This is a genomic window from Solwaraspora sp. WMMB335 (assembly GCF_049179075.1).
Lineage (GTDB): Bacteria > Actinomycetota > Actinomycetes > Mycobacteriales > Micromonosporaceae > Micromonospora_E.
In genome coordinates this window covers 2100994-2118330 of record NZ_JBMHMF010000001.1, presented here as the reverse complement: position 1 = coordinate 2118330, position 17337 = coordinate 2100994, and the positions used below count along the sequence as shown (strand labels likewise).

9 protein-coding genes and 1 pseudogene are annotated in these 17337 nt (G+C 70.0%); 5 read left to right on the top strand and 5 right to left on the bottom strand.

Going from position 1 to position 17337, the window contains the following annotated elements; genetic code table 11:
• The first annotated feature begins 196 nt into the window (after positions 1-196).
• A complete protein-coding gene (locus ACN27F_RS08840; RefSeq protein ID WP_421432265.1) occupies positions 197-865 on the top strand; it encodes an HU family DNA-binding protein in 669 nt (222 codons plus the stop codon).
• A 114-nt stretch (positions 866-979) separates the two neighbouring features.
• Here the strand turns inward: ACN27F_RS08840 and ACN27F_RS08835 are convergent, their stop codons facing one another.
• From ACN27F_RS08835 to cofC, 5 genes are all read right to left on the bottom strand, one after another.
• The gene (locus ACN27F_RS08835; protein ID WP_421432264.1) at positions 980-1885 is read right to left on the bottom strand and encodes an NUDIX hydrolase; all 906 of its coding nucleotides are present in this window, start codon (positions 1883-1885) and stop codon (positions 980-982) included.
• Positions 1873-3405 carry a CHAD domain-containing protein gene (locus ACN27F_RS08830; protein WP_421432262.1) on the bottom strand — a complete coding sequence of 511 codons (1533 nt, stop codon included), beginning with the start codon at positions 3403-3405 and terminating at the stop codon, positions 1873-1875. Before ACN27F_RS08830 ends, ACN27F_RS08835 begins: the two co-directional genes overlap by 13 nt.
• Before the next feature lie 25 nt (positions 3406-3430).
• The gene (locus tag ACN27F_RS08825; protein WP_421440064.1) at positions 3431-5566 is read right to left on the bottom strand and encodes an RNA degradosome polyphosphate kinase; all 2136 of its coding nucleotides are present in this window, start codon (positions 5564-5566) and stop codon (positions 3431-3433) included.
• A 442-nt stretch (positions 5567-6008) separates the two neighbouring features.
• A complete protein-coding gene (locus tag ACN27F_RS08820; RefSeq protein WP_421432260.1) occupies positions 6009-6206 on the bottom strand; it encodes a cold-shock protein in 198 nt (65 codons plus the stop codon).
• Between the two features lie 45 nt (positions 6207-6251).
• The gene (cofC, locus tag ACN27F_RS08815; protein ID WP_421432258.1) at positions 6252-6947 is read right to left on the bottom strand and encodes a 2-phospho-L-lactate guanylyltransferase; all 696 of its coding nucleotides are present in this window, start codon (positions 6945-6947) and stop codon (positions 6252-6254) included.
• A gap of 95 nt (positions 6948-7042) precedes the next feature.
• Between cofC and ACN27F_RS08810 the strand changes: the two are divergent.
• From ACN27F_RS08810 to ACN27F_RS08795, 4 genes and pseudogenes are all read left to right on the top strand, one after another.
• Positions 7043-7741, top strand: a pseudogene (locus ACN27F_RS08810) (lysophospholipid acyltransferase family protein); the annotation flags it as partial.
• 104 nt (positions 7742-7845) lie between these two features.
• Complete coding sequence (locus tag ACN27F_RS08805; protein WP_421432256.1) at positions 7846-8850, top strand: NAD(P)H-dependent glycerol-3-phosphate dehydrogenase; 1005 nt, start codon at positions 7846-7848, stop codon at positions 8848-8850.
• A 40-nt stretch (positions 8851-8890) separates the two neighbouring features.
• Positions 8891-10021 (top strand): cystathionine gamma-lyase, encoded by a 1131-nt coding sequence (locus ACN27F_RS08800; protein ID WP_421432254.1) that lies wholly within the window; start codon positions 8891-8893, stop codon positions 10019-10021.
• 189 nt (positions 10022-10210) lie between these two features.
• Positions 10211-17032 (top strand): polymorphic toxin-type HINT domain-containing protein, encoded by a 6822-nt coding sequence (locus ACN27F_RS08795; RefSeq protein WP_421432253.1) that lies wholly within the window; start codon positions 10211-10213, stop codon positions 17030-17032.
• Positions 17033-17337 lie beyond the last annotated feature (305 nt).

Genomic DNA, 17337 nt, shown 5'->3' with positions numbered 1-17337 from the left:
CCCCGATTTCGCCCTCATCCGGTGGCACACCACCCGTCCGGCTATGCCAACCGGACGGCTCGGGCCACCGGATGGGGGCGAATCCGTTACGACACAAGGACTTTTTTCCCACAGATGTTTGTGTCCTGCCGGTACAGGGCATACCGTGCGCGCAGAATGGCTCGTTGAGTCCAGTTGCACATACGGGAGGGAACTCGTGAACAAGGCAGAGCTCATCGACGCGCTCGCTGCCCGCCTGGGAGACCGCAAGACGGCGACGACCGCGCTCGACGCTGTCCTCGCCGAGGTCCAGGCGGCAGTCACCAAGGGCGACCGGGTGGGTATCACCGGGTTCGGGGTGTTCGAGAAGCGCGTCCGAGCGGCTCGAACAGCCCGCAACCCGCGTACCGGCGAAGCAGTGAAGGTCAAGAAGACCTCGGTGCCGGTCTTCCGGCCCGGCGCAGGCTTCAAGGACATGGTCGCCAGCGGCAAGGCTCCCAAGGCCACCGCGACAAAGTCGACGGCGGCGGCCAAGAGCGCTGCGGCCAAGAAGACCACGGCGGCCAAGTCCACTGCGGCGAAGTCGACGGCGGCCAAGAAGGCCCCGGCCAAGAAGGCCCCGGCGAAGAAGGCTCCGGCGAAGAAGACCGCCAACGCCGGTACGGCGAAGGCCACCGCGGCGAAGAAGACCGCGGCGACCAAGTCGACCCGCTCGACGGCGGCGGCCAAGAAGACCACGGCCGCCAAGAAGACCACGCCGACCAAGTCCACTGCGACCAAGTCCACTGCGGCGAAGTCGACGGCGGCGAAGTCGACGGCGGCCAAGAAGGCCCCGGCGAAGAAGGCTCCGGCCAAGAAGTCCGCGGCCCGCAAAACCACCCGCTGAGCCCATCGCCGACCCAGCGGCCACACCGGCCGTGCACCCGGCAGCGCGAAGGCGCCTACCGCGATCCGGTAGGCGCCTTCGCGGCTGTCCGCGCGGCTATCAACGGTCCGCGGGCTACAGGCGATCCGCGCCGACGAACCGGTCCCCGGCGAAGGCCAGCAGCCACCCACTGCCCTTGGCGGTGCGGTAGTCCGCCGATGCCCGGCCGCTCAACAACGCCAACGCCGACGGGATCACCTTTCCCTGACTGCACACGGCGGCCGGCGTACCTTCCTTCGCCAGCTGTGCGAAGCGGTCGGCGGCGACCAGCGCACACTCGTCCGGGTGCTGGCCGGGCAGCGGCTCGTCGAACGCCGAGTCCACCTCGACCGGTACGTCCAGCGCCTGCGCCAGCGGCGCCAATGTCTGCACACATCGTCGTGGCGACGCCGACAGCACCCGGCGCGGTCCGACCAGCGCGACCAACCCGGCCAACGCACGCGCCTGACGCAGCCCGGCGAGGTCCAACGGCCGCGCGGAATCCGGGCCGGGCCAGGTGTCCCGGCTGCCGGCATGGGCGTGCCGCACCACGACCAGCACCACCGACACCGCCGGCAGCTCCGCGAACGCCCGCAGCACACCGACGTCGTGCCGGTACGTCAGCCGCTGCTGCGCCTGGCGCAGCGGCAACCAGCACACCTCGTCGACCTCGTCGGCAGCCTCGATCGGGACGGGGAGCGCCGACGCGCCGGGGGATGCCACCACCCGCATCGACCAGTAGTCCACCGCCTTGGTGTTGCCGTCAGGCATGGTGTACCGCACCGACGGCAGCCGTACCTGCGGCACCGCCTTGAGTCCGGTCTCCTCACCAACCTCCCGCACCGCCGCGGCCAACGGGTGCTCGGCCGGCTCCAGTTTGCCCTTTGGCAGCGACCAGTCGTCGTGCCGCGGACGGTGCACCAGACACACCTCGACGGTGCCGGAATCGCCGTTCCGCCAGACCACCCCGCCTGCGGCGCGCACCTCGGTCACGGCAGCCACTTGGTCCGCCGTTTGGTCGTCGACCGCTGCCAGGCGGCCGGAAAACCGGCCCGGGCGGCCCGGATCGCCACCCGCTCCCGCTCCACCAGCCGCCCGGCGGTCACCGCCAACTCGTGGTCGTCGGGATGCGCGGCGGCGATCTCCTGCCAGGTCTGCGCCGCGACCGCCCCGTCCTGATGTTCACCGAGCAGGTTCTGCACCCGAGACAACGCCTTCGCCAGCCGGGCTGCGCCCTCGTCGCCGATCACGGAGGCGACTGCGTCCACCGCGTAGCGGGCCTTCTTCCCGTTGATCCGCACCGCGTGCCAGCGCTCGTCCGGCGCGTCCAGCGTCAGATCGGCGGCACCGTCCACCCCGTTGCCGCCGTAGGCCAGCCGACGCCACGGCGTGGCCACCAGCCGTGGCAGCACCTCGTCGGCGGGGCCATCGGCCACCCCGGTCAACTGCGGCTCCCGGGCCGCCCGCACCAGAATCTCCACCAGCGCAACGTACCGGTCGGACCGCAGCGCCGCGTCCACCTCGTCCAGTGCCGCCGCGTGCCGGTCGGCCAACGCCGAATCGATGCGACCGACCGCCGACTCCGGCAGCGGTGCCAACGGGTCCGCGGCGGCGGTGCGCCGCAGCCGTTCCCGCAGCACCTCGGCGTCCCGCGCGCCGCCCAGCACTCCGGCCACCCACTTCAGCTCGTCGCGCAGCGGCCGTGCCCAGCCCTTGCGTACCAGCACCCGGAAGGTGCGCAGGTCGCTGCGTAGCCGCCGGCAGCCCACCCGCATCTGGTGGACGGCGGTGTCGTCGTCGCCGACCGGCGCGTGCAACCGGACCAGCGCGTCGTGCGCCAGAATCCGGGCGATGCCGTCGCGGATCGCCCGGGTCACCACGTCACCCGCGGACGGTTGCGCCGGTAGCTCGCCGGCCGGCGCCAGGTCCGGCGGGCCGGCCGCGGCGGCACCCAACGCACGTACGTGCTTGGGGGTGAACCCACCGGCCGTCGCCCCGGCCGCCACCAACTGTTCCTCGACCCGGTCCAGCAGCTCCCGGTCGCCGGCCTTGCGCTCGACCTCGACCTCGCGGAAGCTCGACCGGACGGTCTCGCCGTCGAGCACCGACACCGCGTCGTCGGCCAGCTCCACCAGCAGGGTGTCATCGCCGTCGCGCAACTCCACCACCCGGCGCCTGGTGCGTACCGTCGCCGCGGGTGCCAGCGGCGCCCCGCGCGAGTACGCGGTCACCAACCACACCAGCTCGGCCGGCGGCTTGCCCCGCTTACCCGGGCGGCTGATCTCGTGCCGCACGCCCGGCACGTCCGCCGGCAGTTTCACCGTCCACGGCTCGGCGTCGCCCACCCGGTGGCGCAGCGACACCCCCGCCCGGGCCAGCCGCAGATCGGCGGTGTCGAGGTAGGTCGCGGTCAGCTTCACCGCCGGCACCTCCACCAGCCGGCCGCCGTCCGGCAGGCAACCGGACAGATCCGGTACGGCGAACCCGGTACTGACCTCGTACTTGCGCTCCTCCTCGACCATCCGGCCAGCGTAGCGCCGTGCCAGCTCAGGCGCCGGTGCCGATGAACCGGCGCAGCAGCCGCTCCTGCAGGTGCACCATCGGCTGGTCGGGGCTGGCCCGGTGCCGGCTCCAGGTGCCGTCCGGGTGCAGCTCGAACGCCTCGCACTCCGGGCTGAACGCGTCGGTCATCAGCTGGTCCAACTCGGCGCGGGCCACCGGATCGGTCACCTGCACCAGCGCCTCCACCCGGCGGTCGAGGTTGCGGTGCATCAGGTCGGACGAGCCGATCCAGAACTCGGTGTCGCCGTCGTTGCCGAACCGGAACACCCGGGAATGCTCCAGGAAGCGGCCCAGGATCGAACGAACCCGGATGTGCTCCGACAGCCCCGGCACCCCGGGCCGCAGCGTGCACATGCCCCGGATCAGCAGGTCGACCTGCACCCCGGCCCGCGAGGCCCGGTAGAGCGCATCGGTGACCTCCTCGTCGACCAGCGAGTTCACCTTGAGCTGCACCAGCCCCGGGCGGCCGGCCCGCACATGGTCGACCTCGCGCTCGATCCGCTCGATCAGACCACTGCGTACGCCGTGCGGGGCGACCAGCAGCCGGCGGTACGCGGTCTGGCGGCTGTAGCCGGTGAGCACGTTGAACAGGTCGGTCAGGTCGGCGCCGACCTCCGGATCGGCGGTGAGCATGCCGAAGTCCTCGTACAGCCTGGCCGTCTTCGGGTGGTAGTTGCCGGTGCCGATGTGGCAGTAGCGGCGGATCTGGTTGCCTTCCTGACGGACCACCAGCGCGGTCTTGCAGTGCGTCTTCAACCCGACCAGGCCGTACACCACGTGACAGCCGGCCCGCTCCAGCATCCGCGCCCAGCCGATGTTGGCCTGCTCGTCGAACCGGGCCTTCACCTCGACCAGCACCACCACCTGCTTACCGGCCGCAGCGGCCTCGATCAGCGCGTCCACGATCGGGGAGTCGCCGCTGGTGCGGTACAGCGTCTGCTTGATCGCCAGCACCAGCGGATCGGCGGCGGCCTGCTCGATGAAGCGCTGCACGCTGGTGGAGAACGAGTGGTACGGGTGGTGCACCAGGATGTCGCCGTCACGTAGCGTGGCGAACACGCTGCGCGGCACCTCGCCCTCGACCAGACGCGGGTGGGTGGCCGGCACGAACGGCCGGTCCTTGAGGTCGGAGCGGTCGGACTCCTCGTACACCTGCCACAGCGCCGACAGGTCCAGCAGGCCCGGCACCCGCAGCACGTCGTGGCTGTCCATGTCGAGCTCGCGTACCAGCAGGTCGAGCATGTGGTCGGAAATGGAGGCGGCCACCTCCAGGCGGACCGGCGGGCCGAACCGGCGCCGGGCCAGCTCGCGCTCCAGCGACTGCAGCAGGTCCTCGTCGCGGTCCTCGTCGACCTCGAAGTCGGCGTTGCGGGTGACCCGGAACAGGTGGCACTCCACCACCTGCATGCCGGAGAAGAGCTGGCCGAGCTGGGCGGCGATGAGATCCTCGACCGGCAGGAACCGGGCGCCCAGGCCCTCGCGGCTGACCACCACGAACCGGGGCACGTTGTTGGGCACCTTGATCCGGGCGAACAACTCCGGCCCGCCGTCCGGGTCACGGACCGCGACGGCCAGGTTCAGCGACCGGCTGGAGATGTACGGGAACGGATGCGCCGGGTCGACGGCGAGCGGGGTGAGCACCGGGAAGATGTGCTCCCGGAAGTAGGTGCGCAGCCCTTCGCGCTCCCCGGGCGCCAGATCGCCCCAGCGGATCAGGTGGATGCCCTCGGTGGCCAGCTTCGGGCGTACCTCCTCGGTGAAACACTGGGCGTGCCGGGCGACCAGCCCGGCGGTCTTTTCCGCGATCAGCTCCAGCTGGGTGCGCAGCGGTAGCCGATCACCGCCGCGCATCGGCAGGCCGGCCTGCAGCCGTCGCTTCAACCCGGCGATGCGCACCATGAAGAACTCGTCCAGGTTGCTGGCGAAGATCGCCAGGAACTTGGCCCGTTCCAGCAGCGGGGTCTGCGGGTCCTCGGCCAGCTCCAGCACCCGGGCGTTGAAATCGAGCCAGGACAGCTCCCGGTTGAGGAACCGGTCGTCGGGCAGCGGCTGCGCGGCTACCGGGGTCACCGGCTCGTCCGGTGCGGCCGGTTCCGCCGTGTCCGACACCGGATTGGCCAGATCCGGTGCTTCGATCGGCAGCGGTGAGGCGGGCGCCGTGCCGGCGGACTCCGCGACCGCCTGTGGCGTCGGCTCGGTCGTCTCCGGAGCCGTCTCGGCCGGAGGGTCCTTCTTCGCCGGACTCTTCTTCGTCGGGGTACGTCGTGCCGACGTGCCTCTGGCGCGGGTGCTCTTGGCCGGTGTGGCGCCTTTCGCCGCTGCGGCGATCCTGGCGGGTGTGGCGCTCTTTGCCGGCGTGCCAGCCGACTTGCGGGCAGTGCCGTTCGGCGACCGGCGGCGGGCCGTCCGGGGCGCCGGGGTCGCGGGGTCGGCAGCAGGCTGGTCGGCAGCGGGCTGGTCGGCGGCGCGACGCGAATCGGCGGCTCGACGGGAGGGGGCGGGCGTCACTCCGCAATCATGACCTGATCACGGTGAACGTGACATTAATTTGTCCCGAGTTGGGCTAGTCAAACGTGGGCAACGTGATTCGTTTAACGTGCCCGGACTCATCGTGCTCGATGCGTACCCGCTGTCCCAGTCGCAGCAGCCGCAGCCCGGAGGCATCGAACGCCGCCGCTGGGAACGCGAGTTCCGCGCCGTCGTCGAGCAGCACCGTGCCGCTGCGAGTCGCCGAATCGTACGTCGCCACCGTGCCCTGCATGCCAGCACGCTACCGTGCCGGCGCGGGTCAGCGACTCCGCACCGATCAGCAACCCACCCCGGCCGGACACAGCGCGGCGGTGTGCCGGCCCAGACCGAGCGCGGCCGCCGCGGCGAGGTCGGCGGCGGTGTCGACGTCGCGACGCAACGTCGGCCAGTCGCCGGGCAGCCGGCGGGCGCCGGAAGCCGCGTGCCGGGCCGCCGACCCGGCGCCGAACCTCGGCTTCAGCGCCGCCGGGCGCACCGCGGCCAGCAGTACGGTGCCGGTGCCCGCCGCGTCCGGCACGAAACTGCGTCCCGGCGCCCCCGACCCACCCTGACCCGTCGCGATCCGGCCGGCGGCAGCCAGGGCCGCGACCAGGTCGTCCGGGCGCAGCGCCGGCAGATCGGCGGTGAGCGCCGCGACCGAGGCCCCGGAAGCGGCGGCCAGCGCCGCGCCGTGCGCGAACGCGGCGTTGAGCCCGCCGCCGTCCGGTCCGTCACCGCCGGGTTCGTCGTCCGGTCCAGGCTCGGCCACGGTACGGGCACCGAGCGCGGCCAGCGCGGCCGCCGCGACCGGATCCGGGGTCACCACCACCGCCGCCACGACCAGCGGACAGGCCAGGACGGCGGCGAGGGTGTCGCAGGCCAGCGCCAGCGCCAACTCCTCATGCCGGACGCCGGGAACCGCCCCACGCAGTCGGCTCTTGGCACGGCCGAGCGGCTTGACCGGCAGCACCACGGACCAGGCTTCCTCCCGCACTCCCGGGATCCTGCCGGATGGGCTCGCGTTGGCCCTGGCCGGGTCCGACAAGGCATGATTCGCTGCGGCGGCGGACGGGAGACGAGGAGAATCGGGTGGCGCGGCGGAGACTGGGCTTCTGGCGGCGGTTCGTCGTGATCGTGGTCAAGCCGCTGCTGGTCGCCTGGACCAGGCGGGACTGGTCGGGGATGGCGAACATTCCCCGTACCGGTGGCGTCATCATCGTGCCGAACCATATGTCGCATGCGGATCCGCTGATCGTCGCCCACTTCATCTACGACTCCGGCCGGTGGCCGCGCTTCCTGGGCAAGGCCAGCCTGTTCACCATTCCGGTGGTCGGGCCGTGGCTGCTCAAGGTGAAACAGATCCCGGTGCACCGGGGCAGCGTCGACGCGGTCAGGTCCCTCGAATCGGCGATCGCCGGGGTGCACGAGGGCGGTGCGGTGGTCATCTACCCGGAGGGGACCACCACCCGGGAACCGGACCTGTGGCCGATGCGCGGCAAGACCGGCGCGGCCCGCCTCGCGCTGACCACCGGTGCGCCGATCGTGCCGGTCGCGATGTGGGGACCGGAACGGATCTACGACCCGCGTACCCGGAAACTCAACCTGCTGCCCGGCAAACCGGTCACGGTCAAGGCCGGCGAGCCGATCGACCTGAGTCGCTGGGCCGGGGTCGAGCCGACCCGCGCGGTGCTGGAGGAGATCACCGAGACGGTCATGCTGCGGGTGCGGGACCTGCTCGCCGAGATCCGTGGCGGCACCCCGCCACCGCTGTACGCGTCCCCGGGCCGTCGTAACGGCAAGCCGTCACCGCCCGCGCCGACGCCACCGCCCGCGCCAGCCGACTCGGCCGACCCGGCGGACTCGGCGGACTCGGCCGACTCGGAGCCGGGACGGTGAGCGGGCGCGGGCGGGCCGTCGTACTCGGTGCCGGATCGTGGGGGACCGCGTTCGCGAAGGTGCTCGCCGACGCCGGGACCGACGTGGTCATCTGGGCGCGGCGTGAGCCGGTCGCCGCCGCGATCCGCGAGTACGGCACCAACCCCGACTACCTGCCGGCGGTGCGGCTGCCCGACCGGGTCACCGCCACCAGTGACACGGCCGAGGCGATCACCGGAGCGGATCTGGTCGTGCTCGCCGTACCGTCGCAGACCCTGCGGGGCAACCTGGGTGAGTGGGCCGCGCACATCGGCCCCGACGCGACGCTGGTGAGCCTGATGAAGGGGATCGAACTCGGCACCACCAAGCGGATGAGCGAGGTGATCGTCGAGACCGCCGGGGTCGGCCAGGACCGGGTGGTGGTCGTCTCCGGGCCGAACCTGGCCGCCGAAATCGCCGCCGAGCAGCCGGCGGCCAGCGTCGTCGCCGGCACCGACGCCACCCGTACCGTTGCCGTGCAGCAGGCGATGCTCACGCCGTACCTGCGGCCGTACACCAACGACGACGTGGTCGGCTGCGAGCTGGGCGGGGCGGTGAAGAACGTGATCGCCCTGGCGTACGGCATCGCCACCGCGATGCGTCTGGGTGACAACACCAAGGCCACCCTGATCACCCGAGGGCTGGCCGAAACCGCCCGGCTCGGTGTCGCGCTCGGCGCCGACCCGCTGACCTTCGCCGGCCTGGCCGGGCTCGGCGACCTGGTCGCCACCTGCTCGTCGCCGCTGTCGCGCAACCGGACCTTCGGCGAACACCTGGGACGGGGGGAGACCCTCGACCAGGCGCAGGCCGCCACCCGGCAGACCGCCGAAGGGGTGAAAAGCTGCCTGTCGATCCGGGACCTGGCCCGCGCGCACGGGGTGGAGATGCCGATCACCGAGCAGGTGGAACGGATCTGCCACGAGGGCCTCGACCCGCGTACGGCGTTGACGTTGCTGATGACGAGGGCCACGAAACCGGAATAGGCCCTGCCGCCGGTCGGCCCGCTCGGCCAGGATGATCGCCATGACCGCTACTTCCCGCGACCCGGGGTACGGCGACGGCACCCGGTGCGTCGCGGCCGGGTTGCCCGAACCGGTGCCGGGGCAGCCGTTCCTGCCCGGCCCGGTCTTCGCCGCCCCGTACCACCTCGACCCGGTGACCGGGCCGGCGCCGGACCGCGACGGGTACGGCCGGGACGACAACCCCACCCGGCGGCGGCTGGAATCGGCCGTCGGCGACCTGGAAGGCGGCGACTGTCTCGTCTTCGCCAGCGGCCAGGCGGCGATCAGCGCGCTGCTGATGACCGCGCTGCGCCCCGGCGACACGGTGCTGTTGCCGGCCGACGGCTACTACACGGTGCGGGCCCTGGCCATCGAGATCCTGGAGCCGCTCGGGGTGAGCGTGCGGCTGGCCCCGACCGCCGGGCCGTATCCGGACTTCGCCGGGGTGCGGTTGGTGCTGCTGGAGACGCCGGCCAACCCGGGGCTGGACGTGTGCGACATCGCCGCGCTCGCGGCGGCGGCACACGACGCCGGGGCGCTGGTCGCGGTCGACAACACCGCCGCCACGCCGCTCGGGCAGCGGCCGCTGGAGCTGGCCGCGGACGTGGTGGTCGCCTCCGGGACCAAAGCCCTCGCTGGCCACTCGGATCTGCTGCTCGGCTACCTCGCCACCCGGTCGGCGTCGGCGCTGGCCGCCGCGAAGCGGTGGCGCAAGCTCACCGGCGGGGTGCCGGGGGCGTTCGACTGCTGGCTCGCGCACCGCTCACTGGCCACACTGGACCTGCGGCTGGCCCGCCAGTCGGCCAACGCGGCAGCGGTCGCCACCGCATTGGCCGGGCGCCGTGACGTCACCGGCGTACGCTGGCCCGGCCTGCCGGACGACCCGTCGTACGCGGTCGCGGCGGCGCAGATGCGCCGGATCCCGGGGATCGTGTCGTTCGACCTGGGCGACGCCGAGCGGGTCGGCCGGTTCCTGACCGCGTCGAAGCTGGTATCGGCGGCGACGTCGTTCGGTGGTCCACACACGACTGCTGATCGGCGGGCCCAGTGGGGCGACGACACCTCGCCCGGGTTCGTACGGCTCTCCTGCGGCATCGAGGACACCGCCGACCTGGTCACCGATGTCACCGGTGCGCTGGATGCCGTCTCCTGATCGGGTTTCGGCACGACGGCATCCACTACAGATAGACGACACTCAGGGATCGGTTCAGACCATCTGCGTCTGCGCGTGGCGGGCGGTGCGCCGTGGATCGGTCCGAGGAGTAGATCCACAGTAGGTTCTGCCTGGTCAGATCGGTATTCAAGTCTTCGGGTTCATCTGTTGATGTCTTCCGGTGAGCGGGTGGTCACTGTAGTTTGGCGGGCAGCTGTCCTGATCCTGGAGGTGCCGCTGATGTCGGGTCGTCGGGTAGCCGGCTGGTTGTCGGGTATGCGTGTCCGGGTCGCGGCGGTGACGGTGTTGGTGGTGGTGGCGTCGGCGCTGGGTGTGCCCACGGCGGTGGCGGCGCCTGCGGGTTCGGCGGCGGAGCCGGAGGTGGGTCAGCGGTCGGTGCCGGTGCGGGAGGAGGCGGTGGCGGCCGCGGAGGAGGTGGACGAGCCGTCGTTGCCGGGGTTCACGCCGGAGCCGCCGGTGTGGCCGGAGGCAGGGTCTGTGGTGGTGGACCTGTCGGACGGTTCGGCGTCGGTGGATGTGGGTGGGTTGCCAGTGCGGTTGTCGGCCCCGGAGCCGGCGGGTGATGTGTTGTCGGGCAGGTTGCGGGCTGACTGGGCGGATGCGTCGGAGATGCCGGACAGTGTGCGGGTGGAGGTGGCGGATCCGGGTGAGGCAGCGGCTGCCGGTATGGCGTTGGTGGTGCGGGTGGCAGCGGTGGATGAGCCGGTGGCTGGTGACGCGGTGCGGCTGGAGTTGGACTATTCGGGGTTCGCGGGGGCGTTCGGGGCGGGGTGGGCGTCGCGGTTGCGGCTGGTGGCGGTGCCGGAGTGCGCGTTGGTGGAGACGCTGGATCCCGGATGCGGTGGGCCGGTGGGGTTGGGGTCGCGCAACGATCCGGTGGCGGGGCGGATCGGTGCGGATGTGACGCTGTCGGCCGTGGCGGCGCGGGCGGGTCGTGCTGTCGTGACCGGTGCCGGCGGTGCGGTGGTGGCGTTGATGGCTGCCGGTGCGGGGGAGACGGGGTCGTTCAAGCGGACGTCGTTGGGAGAGCCGGCGTCGTGGCAGGCGGGTCAGTCCGGTGGCGGGTTCTCGTGGTCGTACCCGTTGGCGGTGCCGCCGGCGCCGGGCGGGTTGGAGCCGGAGGTGTCGTTCGACTACTCGTCGTCGGCGGTGGACGGCCGGACGAACGGGAACAACTCGCAGCCGTCGTGGATCGGGGAGGGCTGGGACTATCATCCGGGCTATATCGAGCGGTCGTACCGGGTGTGTAGTGACGACCTGGAGGGGTTTCCCGCGCATCACACCGACGCGACGCCGGATCCGTGTTGGCGGGAGCCGAACGCGAAGTTGGTGTGGCGGGGGCAGGCGACGGAGATCGTTCTCGGTGACGGTGACGGCAAGTGGCGCCTGGCGAACGACGACGGCTCCCGGATCGAGTTGCTGACCGGTCAACACGGCTACACGAACAACGGTGAGACGTGGCGGTTGACCACGACGGACGGGACGCAGTTCTACTTCGGTCGGCAGCGGTTGCCGGGGTGGAACACGGGGGACCGTGAGACGAATTCGGTGATGGGTCAGGGGGTGTTCGCGAACCACCTGTGGGAGCCGTGCTACCAGTCGAGCAGTTTTCTGTCCTCGCGGTGTTTCATGGCGTACCGGTGGAATCTCGACTATGTCGTGGACGCACACGGTAACTCGATGTCGTACTGGTACGACCGGGAGGTGAGCCGGGCGGGAATCACCGGGACGGGCACGTACCAGGTGCAGTACGACCGGGGGAGCGTGCTACGGCGGATCGAGTACGGCACCCAGGCGGGGGGTGAGGCGGACGCGGTGACGCCGCCGATGCGGGTGTTGTTCGCGGTGGGTGACCGGTGTCTGTCGTCGTGTTGGAGTGGGAGTTCGCCGAACGCGGCGAACTGGCCGGACACGCCGTGGGATCTGCAGTGTGACGCGGCGCCGTGCAACAACAACATCGGACCGTCGTACTTCACCGCGAAGCGGTTGACGTCGGTGACGACGCAGGTGCGGACCGGTGGGGTGTACGCGGACGTCGACCGGTGGGATCTGACGCAGGCGTTCCCCGCGACGAACGAGAGTAACGCGTTGAACCCGCCGTCGTTGTGGTTGTCGAACATCCAGCACACGGGTCTCGCGGGGGGCCAGGTCACGTTGCCGTGGGTGACGTTCGGCGGCACCCTGTTCGCGAACCGGACGGACCACAACGTGTCGGCTGCGGTGCCGGTGACGAACAAGTACCGGGTCACCGAGATCTACGACGAGACCGGCGGGAAGATCGAGATCACTTATCAGGGGTCGGACTGCACGGTGACGTCGCAGGCGGATCCGGACGACAACTCGAAGCGGTGCTTCCCGCAGTACTACAAGCCGGACGGGTCGCCGGCCGGCTGGTCATGGTGGAACAAGTACCGGGTGACGCAGGTGGTGGAGCGGGACCGGGTGGGCGGGTCGCCGCCGGTGACGCACACCTACGCCTACTCGACGGCGGGCGCGTCGTCGACCGTGTTGTGGCATCACAACGACGCGGATGTGTGGTCGCGGTCGTTGCCGCTGCGGACGTGGTCCGACTTTCGTGGCTGGCCAACGGTGACGGTCACCACCGGTGTCGGCACCGGGCAGCAGACCCAGTCCCGGTATCTGTACTTCCGGGGGATGCACCGGGACCGCACCGACGCCGGTGAGGGCACCCGCAGCGTGACGGTCACCGGCACGGACGGTGCGGTGCACGGCGACGACTGGTGGCGGGCCGGTTTCCTGTACGAGCGGGTCGACTACGCCAGTCCGGGCGGGCAGCAGTTGTACCGGACGATCAACCAGGTGGCGGGTTACGGCACCTCCCTCCGGGAGGAAGATCCGATTCACGCCCAGCCGGCCACCTGGCAGTCGGTGATCTCCCGGGTCCTCGTTACCAACACGTACTCGTGGTTGGCGCACGCCGGCACGTGGCGGCAGACCCGCACGGTCAACACGTGGGACACCACCTACGGCACGCTGGTCTCGTCGGACGAGCGGGGTGACGTCGCGACCCTCGACGACGACGTGTGCACCACCTACACGTACGCCCGTAACACCGGCGGCCCGTGGCTGATCGACACCCCGTCCCGGGCCGAGACCGTGGCGACGCCGTGCGCCACCACCCCGTCCTACCCGCAGGATCTGCTGTCCGACACCCGCTTCTACTACGACGGCGCGACGAGCCACACCACGACGCCGACCCGTGGACTGGTCACCAAGGTCGACACCGCGCAGTCGCACAACGGTACGACAGCCGCGTACCTGATCACCGGGACGACCAGTTACGACGTCCACGGCCGGGTGCTGACCGTCACCGATGCGTTGAACCGCACCACGACCACCGACTACACCCCGGCCGTCGGTGGCCCGACGACCACCGTCACCACCACCAACCCGCTCGGACACGAGGTCACCACCACCCTTGACCCGAGGCGTGGCCTGCCCACCCAGATCGCCGACGTCAACGACAAGGTGAGCACCGCCGAGTACGACCCGCTCGGACGGCTGACCAAGACGTGGCGGGCCGGCCGGGCCACCACCGCCACCCCCGACGCCGAGTACGCGTACACGGTCAGCAAAACCGTCCCCAACCATGTCCGGACCCGCATCCTCGGCCCGAACGGCAACCAGATCGACAGCTACGACATCTACGACGGCCTGTTGCGTCCCCGGCAGACGCAGGTCACCGCACCGGACGGCAACCGCACCATCAGCGACAGCCAGTACGACGTGCGTGGTCTGCCCGCCAAAACCTCGACCTTCTACAACGACGCATCCGGCCCGACCAGTGCCCTGGTCGCCTTCGCCGACGCCGATGTGGAGTCACAGACCCGCACCGTCTACGACGGCGCCGGCCGGCAAACCCGCGCGCAGCTGTGGTCGGCCAACAGCTTGCAGTGGGAGACGGTGACCGGCTACGACGGTGACCGCACCACCGCCGACCCACCTGCCGGCGGCACCCCCACAACGTCGATCATCGACGCCCACGGCCGGCAAACGGCCCTGCGCCAACACACCGGTTCCTCGCCGACCGGCGCCTACGAGGAGACCAGCTACGACTACGACCCCGCAGGCTGGCTCAGTACCGTCACCGACCCGGCCGGCAACCAGTGGACCTATTCGTATGATCTGCTCGGCCGGCGCACCGGCACCGTCGACCCTGACGCCGGCACCTCCACCAGCACCTACGACAACGCCGGTCAGCTGGTCACCACCACCGACGGCCGCGGTGAGACCCTCTGGCACGGCTACGACGATCTCGGCCGCCAAATCGAACTGCGCGACGACACGTCAACGGGAGCGCTACGCGCCTCCTGGACCTACGACAGCATCGAACTCGGCCAACTCACCTCAGCCACCCGCCACATCGGCGGTGACACGTACACCACCACGGTCACCGGCTACGACGACGGCTACCGGCCCCTCGGCGCCACCGTCACGATCCCCGCCGTCGAGACGGGTCTGGCCGGCACCTACACCACCAGCAACACCTACCACGTCGACGGATCCCTCGCGACCACCACCCTCCCCGCTCTCGGTGGCCTGCCCGCCGAAACGTTGACCCACAGCTACAGCACCGCCGGCTTACCCACCACCCTCGCATCGGGCACCGACACGTACGTGTCCGCGACCAGCTACCACTACGACGGCACGGTCGCCCAACGCATCCTCGGCACCGGCGGTGACCGGGTCCGCATCTCCTCCCCAGTCGAGGAGGCGACCCGCCGGCTCGCCGCCTCCCAGGTCGACACCGAGAACCAGTCCACCCCCGGTACCTGGGACGACGCCTCCACCACCACCTACGGCTACGACCCCGCAGGCAACGTCCTGACGATGGCCGGCGCCACCGGCGGCGTCACCGACCAGATCGAATGCTTCGCCTACGACCACGTCCGCCGTCTCACCCAGGCCTGGACCGAAACGACCGGAACCTGCGCCACCCCGCAACGCACCGGCGCCGACCCCTACCGACTCGCCTTCACCTACGACGATCCGACAGGCAACCGGCTCACCGAAACCTCCTGGTCCGCGACCGGGTCGACGACCGCCACCTCCAGCTACCCCACCCCCGGCAGCCCTCGGCCCCACGCCGTCACCGCAGTCGCCCACACCGGTGAAACCACCCGCACCGACACCTACGACTACACGGCAGGCGGGCACACCAGCACCCGTGCCGTCGACGGTGTCACCCAAACCCTCACCTGGGACCCCGAAGGCCGCCTCGCGACCACCACCCAGCCCGGCCTCGACACCACCAACATCTACGACGCCGACGGCAACCGGCTCCTGCGCCGCGACGCCACCGGCACCACCCTCTACCTCGGCCACACCGAACTCCGCCGCGACGCTGGTAGCGGCCAGATCGACGGCACCCGCTACTACCACCACTCCGGCGCGACTATCGCCGTCAGAACCATCACCGGCCTCACCTGGTTGATCCCCGACCACCATGGCACCAACCAGATCGCCATCGACCCCACCACCCTCGACCTCACCCGCCGCCGCACCCTCCCCTTCGGCGCCCCCCGCGGCACCCCACCCACCAGCTGGCCCGGCGAGAAAGGCTTCGTCGGCGGCACCCAGGACCCCACCGGACTCACCCACATCGGCGCCCGCCACTACGACCCCGCCCTCGGCCAGTTCATCTCCGTCGACCCCATCATGAACCCGGCCAACCCCCAGCAGATGCACGGCTACGCCTACGCCAACAACAACCCCACCACGTACAGCGACCCCACCGGCCTCTACTTCTTCGAAGGCCCCGGCGGCTCCGACGGCGAAGGCCGGAAAACCCGCCCAGGCAGCAAACCCGGAAACCGAGAACTAACAGGAAAGCCATGGTCGCCTCCGAAGGGCAGCCAGCGGCCCGGCGCCGACCCGAAAAACCCGAACAAGACGCTTGACGGCAGGGACAGCATCTCACTCGACAGAGCCGCCCAAGAAAATTTCCGGGAAGCATACGGTGCGCTCGACCAGCAGCAAAAGCGAATCGCGATCTGGAGCGCGATCTGCTACAACTCGCCGGACATCTGTCGCGAGTACGACAGGCAACAAGACGAGATTTTTCAAACGATCATCGGCGAGGTGACCGGTATAGCCGACGCTCAAGCCTGCATCGACGGATCGGTTGCCGGTTGTATCTGGACTGGCGTGGCCTTCATACCGATTGGAGGAAAGCTCAAGTCCGGCGTCAAAGCTGCCGCTCTTGGTGTCCGCCTTTCCACCAAGGTCGACGGCTACGCCGACAACATCGTCGCGTGTCTCATTCATAGTTTCGCGCCTGACACCCACGTCCTCATGGCCGATGGCACCACCAAGCCGATCAAAGATGTCGACGTCGGCGACCAGGTGACCGCCACCAACCCCGAAACTGGTACCACCACCGCCAAGACCGTCACCGCCACCCACACCAATCGCGACACCGACCTGACCGACCTCACCGTCGCCACAGATGATGGCACGACCGTCATCAACACTACCAACCACCACCCTTTCTACAGCGACGACCAACAAGCCTGGATCAACGCCGCCGACCTCAACACCAACGAAACCCTCCACACCCTCGACGCCACCACCGTCAAGGTGGCGAAGATCACGACGCGCCACAGCGTCACGACCATGCACGACCTCACCATCGCTGACATCCACACGTACTATGTGATGGTCGGTGAGACGCCGGTTCTGGTCCACAACACTGGCGGCTGCTGGAGGGGCAGTTTTGATAACCTGCCGACCGGCAAGCAATCACATGTCAGAACTGTCGGTAGCGAAGATGAACTACGCGACCTGTTCGGTCGGATGACTAATGGTGCCGAGCAGCTTCCGGCTCGCGGGCCGAAGATCCCTGAGGTTTACCGACAGGCCGACGGAACCGTAATCCAATGGCGTGGAGCCTCTCGATCAGGCGGTGCCACGATCGATATCTTCCCGCCAAACTCGAAGGGTCTGAAAGTCCATGTCGAGGAGCCGTGAATCGGTCATTCAGGAGATATTGGCCGAGGGTTTGGACGATTGGGTGCCCATTGACCGGGTCATCGGCGAGGCACGAGACTCCGCCTCAAGCGAGGGTGTCACATTACGCGATGCAGCCGTGGGTCTAGTCCGCGCCCTAGTTGACAGTGGATTAATGACCCCCGGAGATATTACTGAGGACGGTTTCGGGCCATGGAAGGGAAGTTATGAGCAATTGACGAATCAGGTGATTCGGCAGTGCGATGAACTGGAATGGGAGCCGCTCGGCGCAGGCTGCTGGTTGGCGAACACTCCTGAAGGTGACC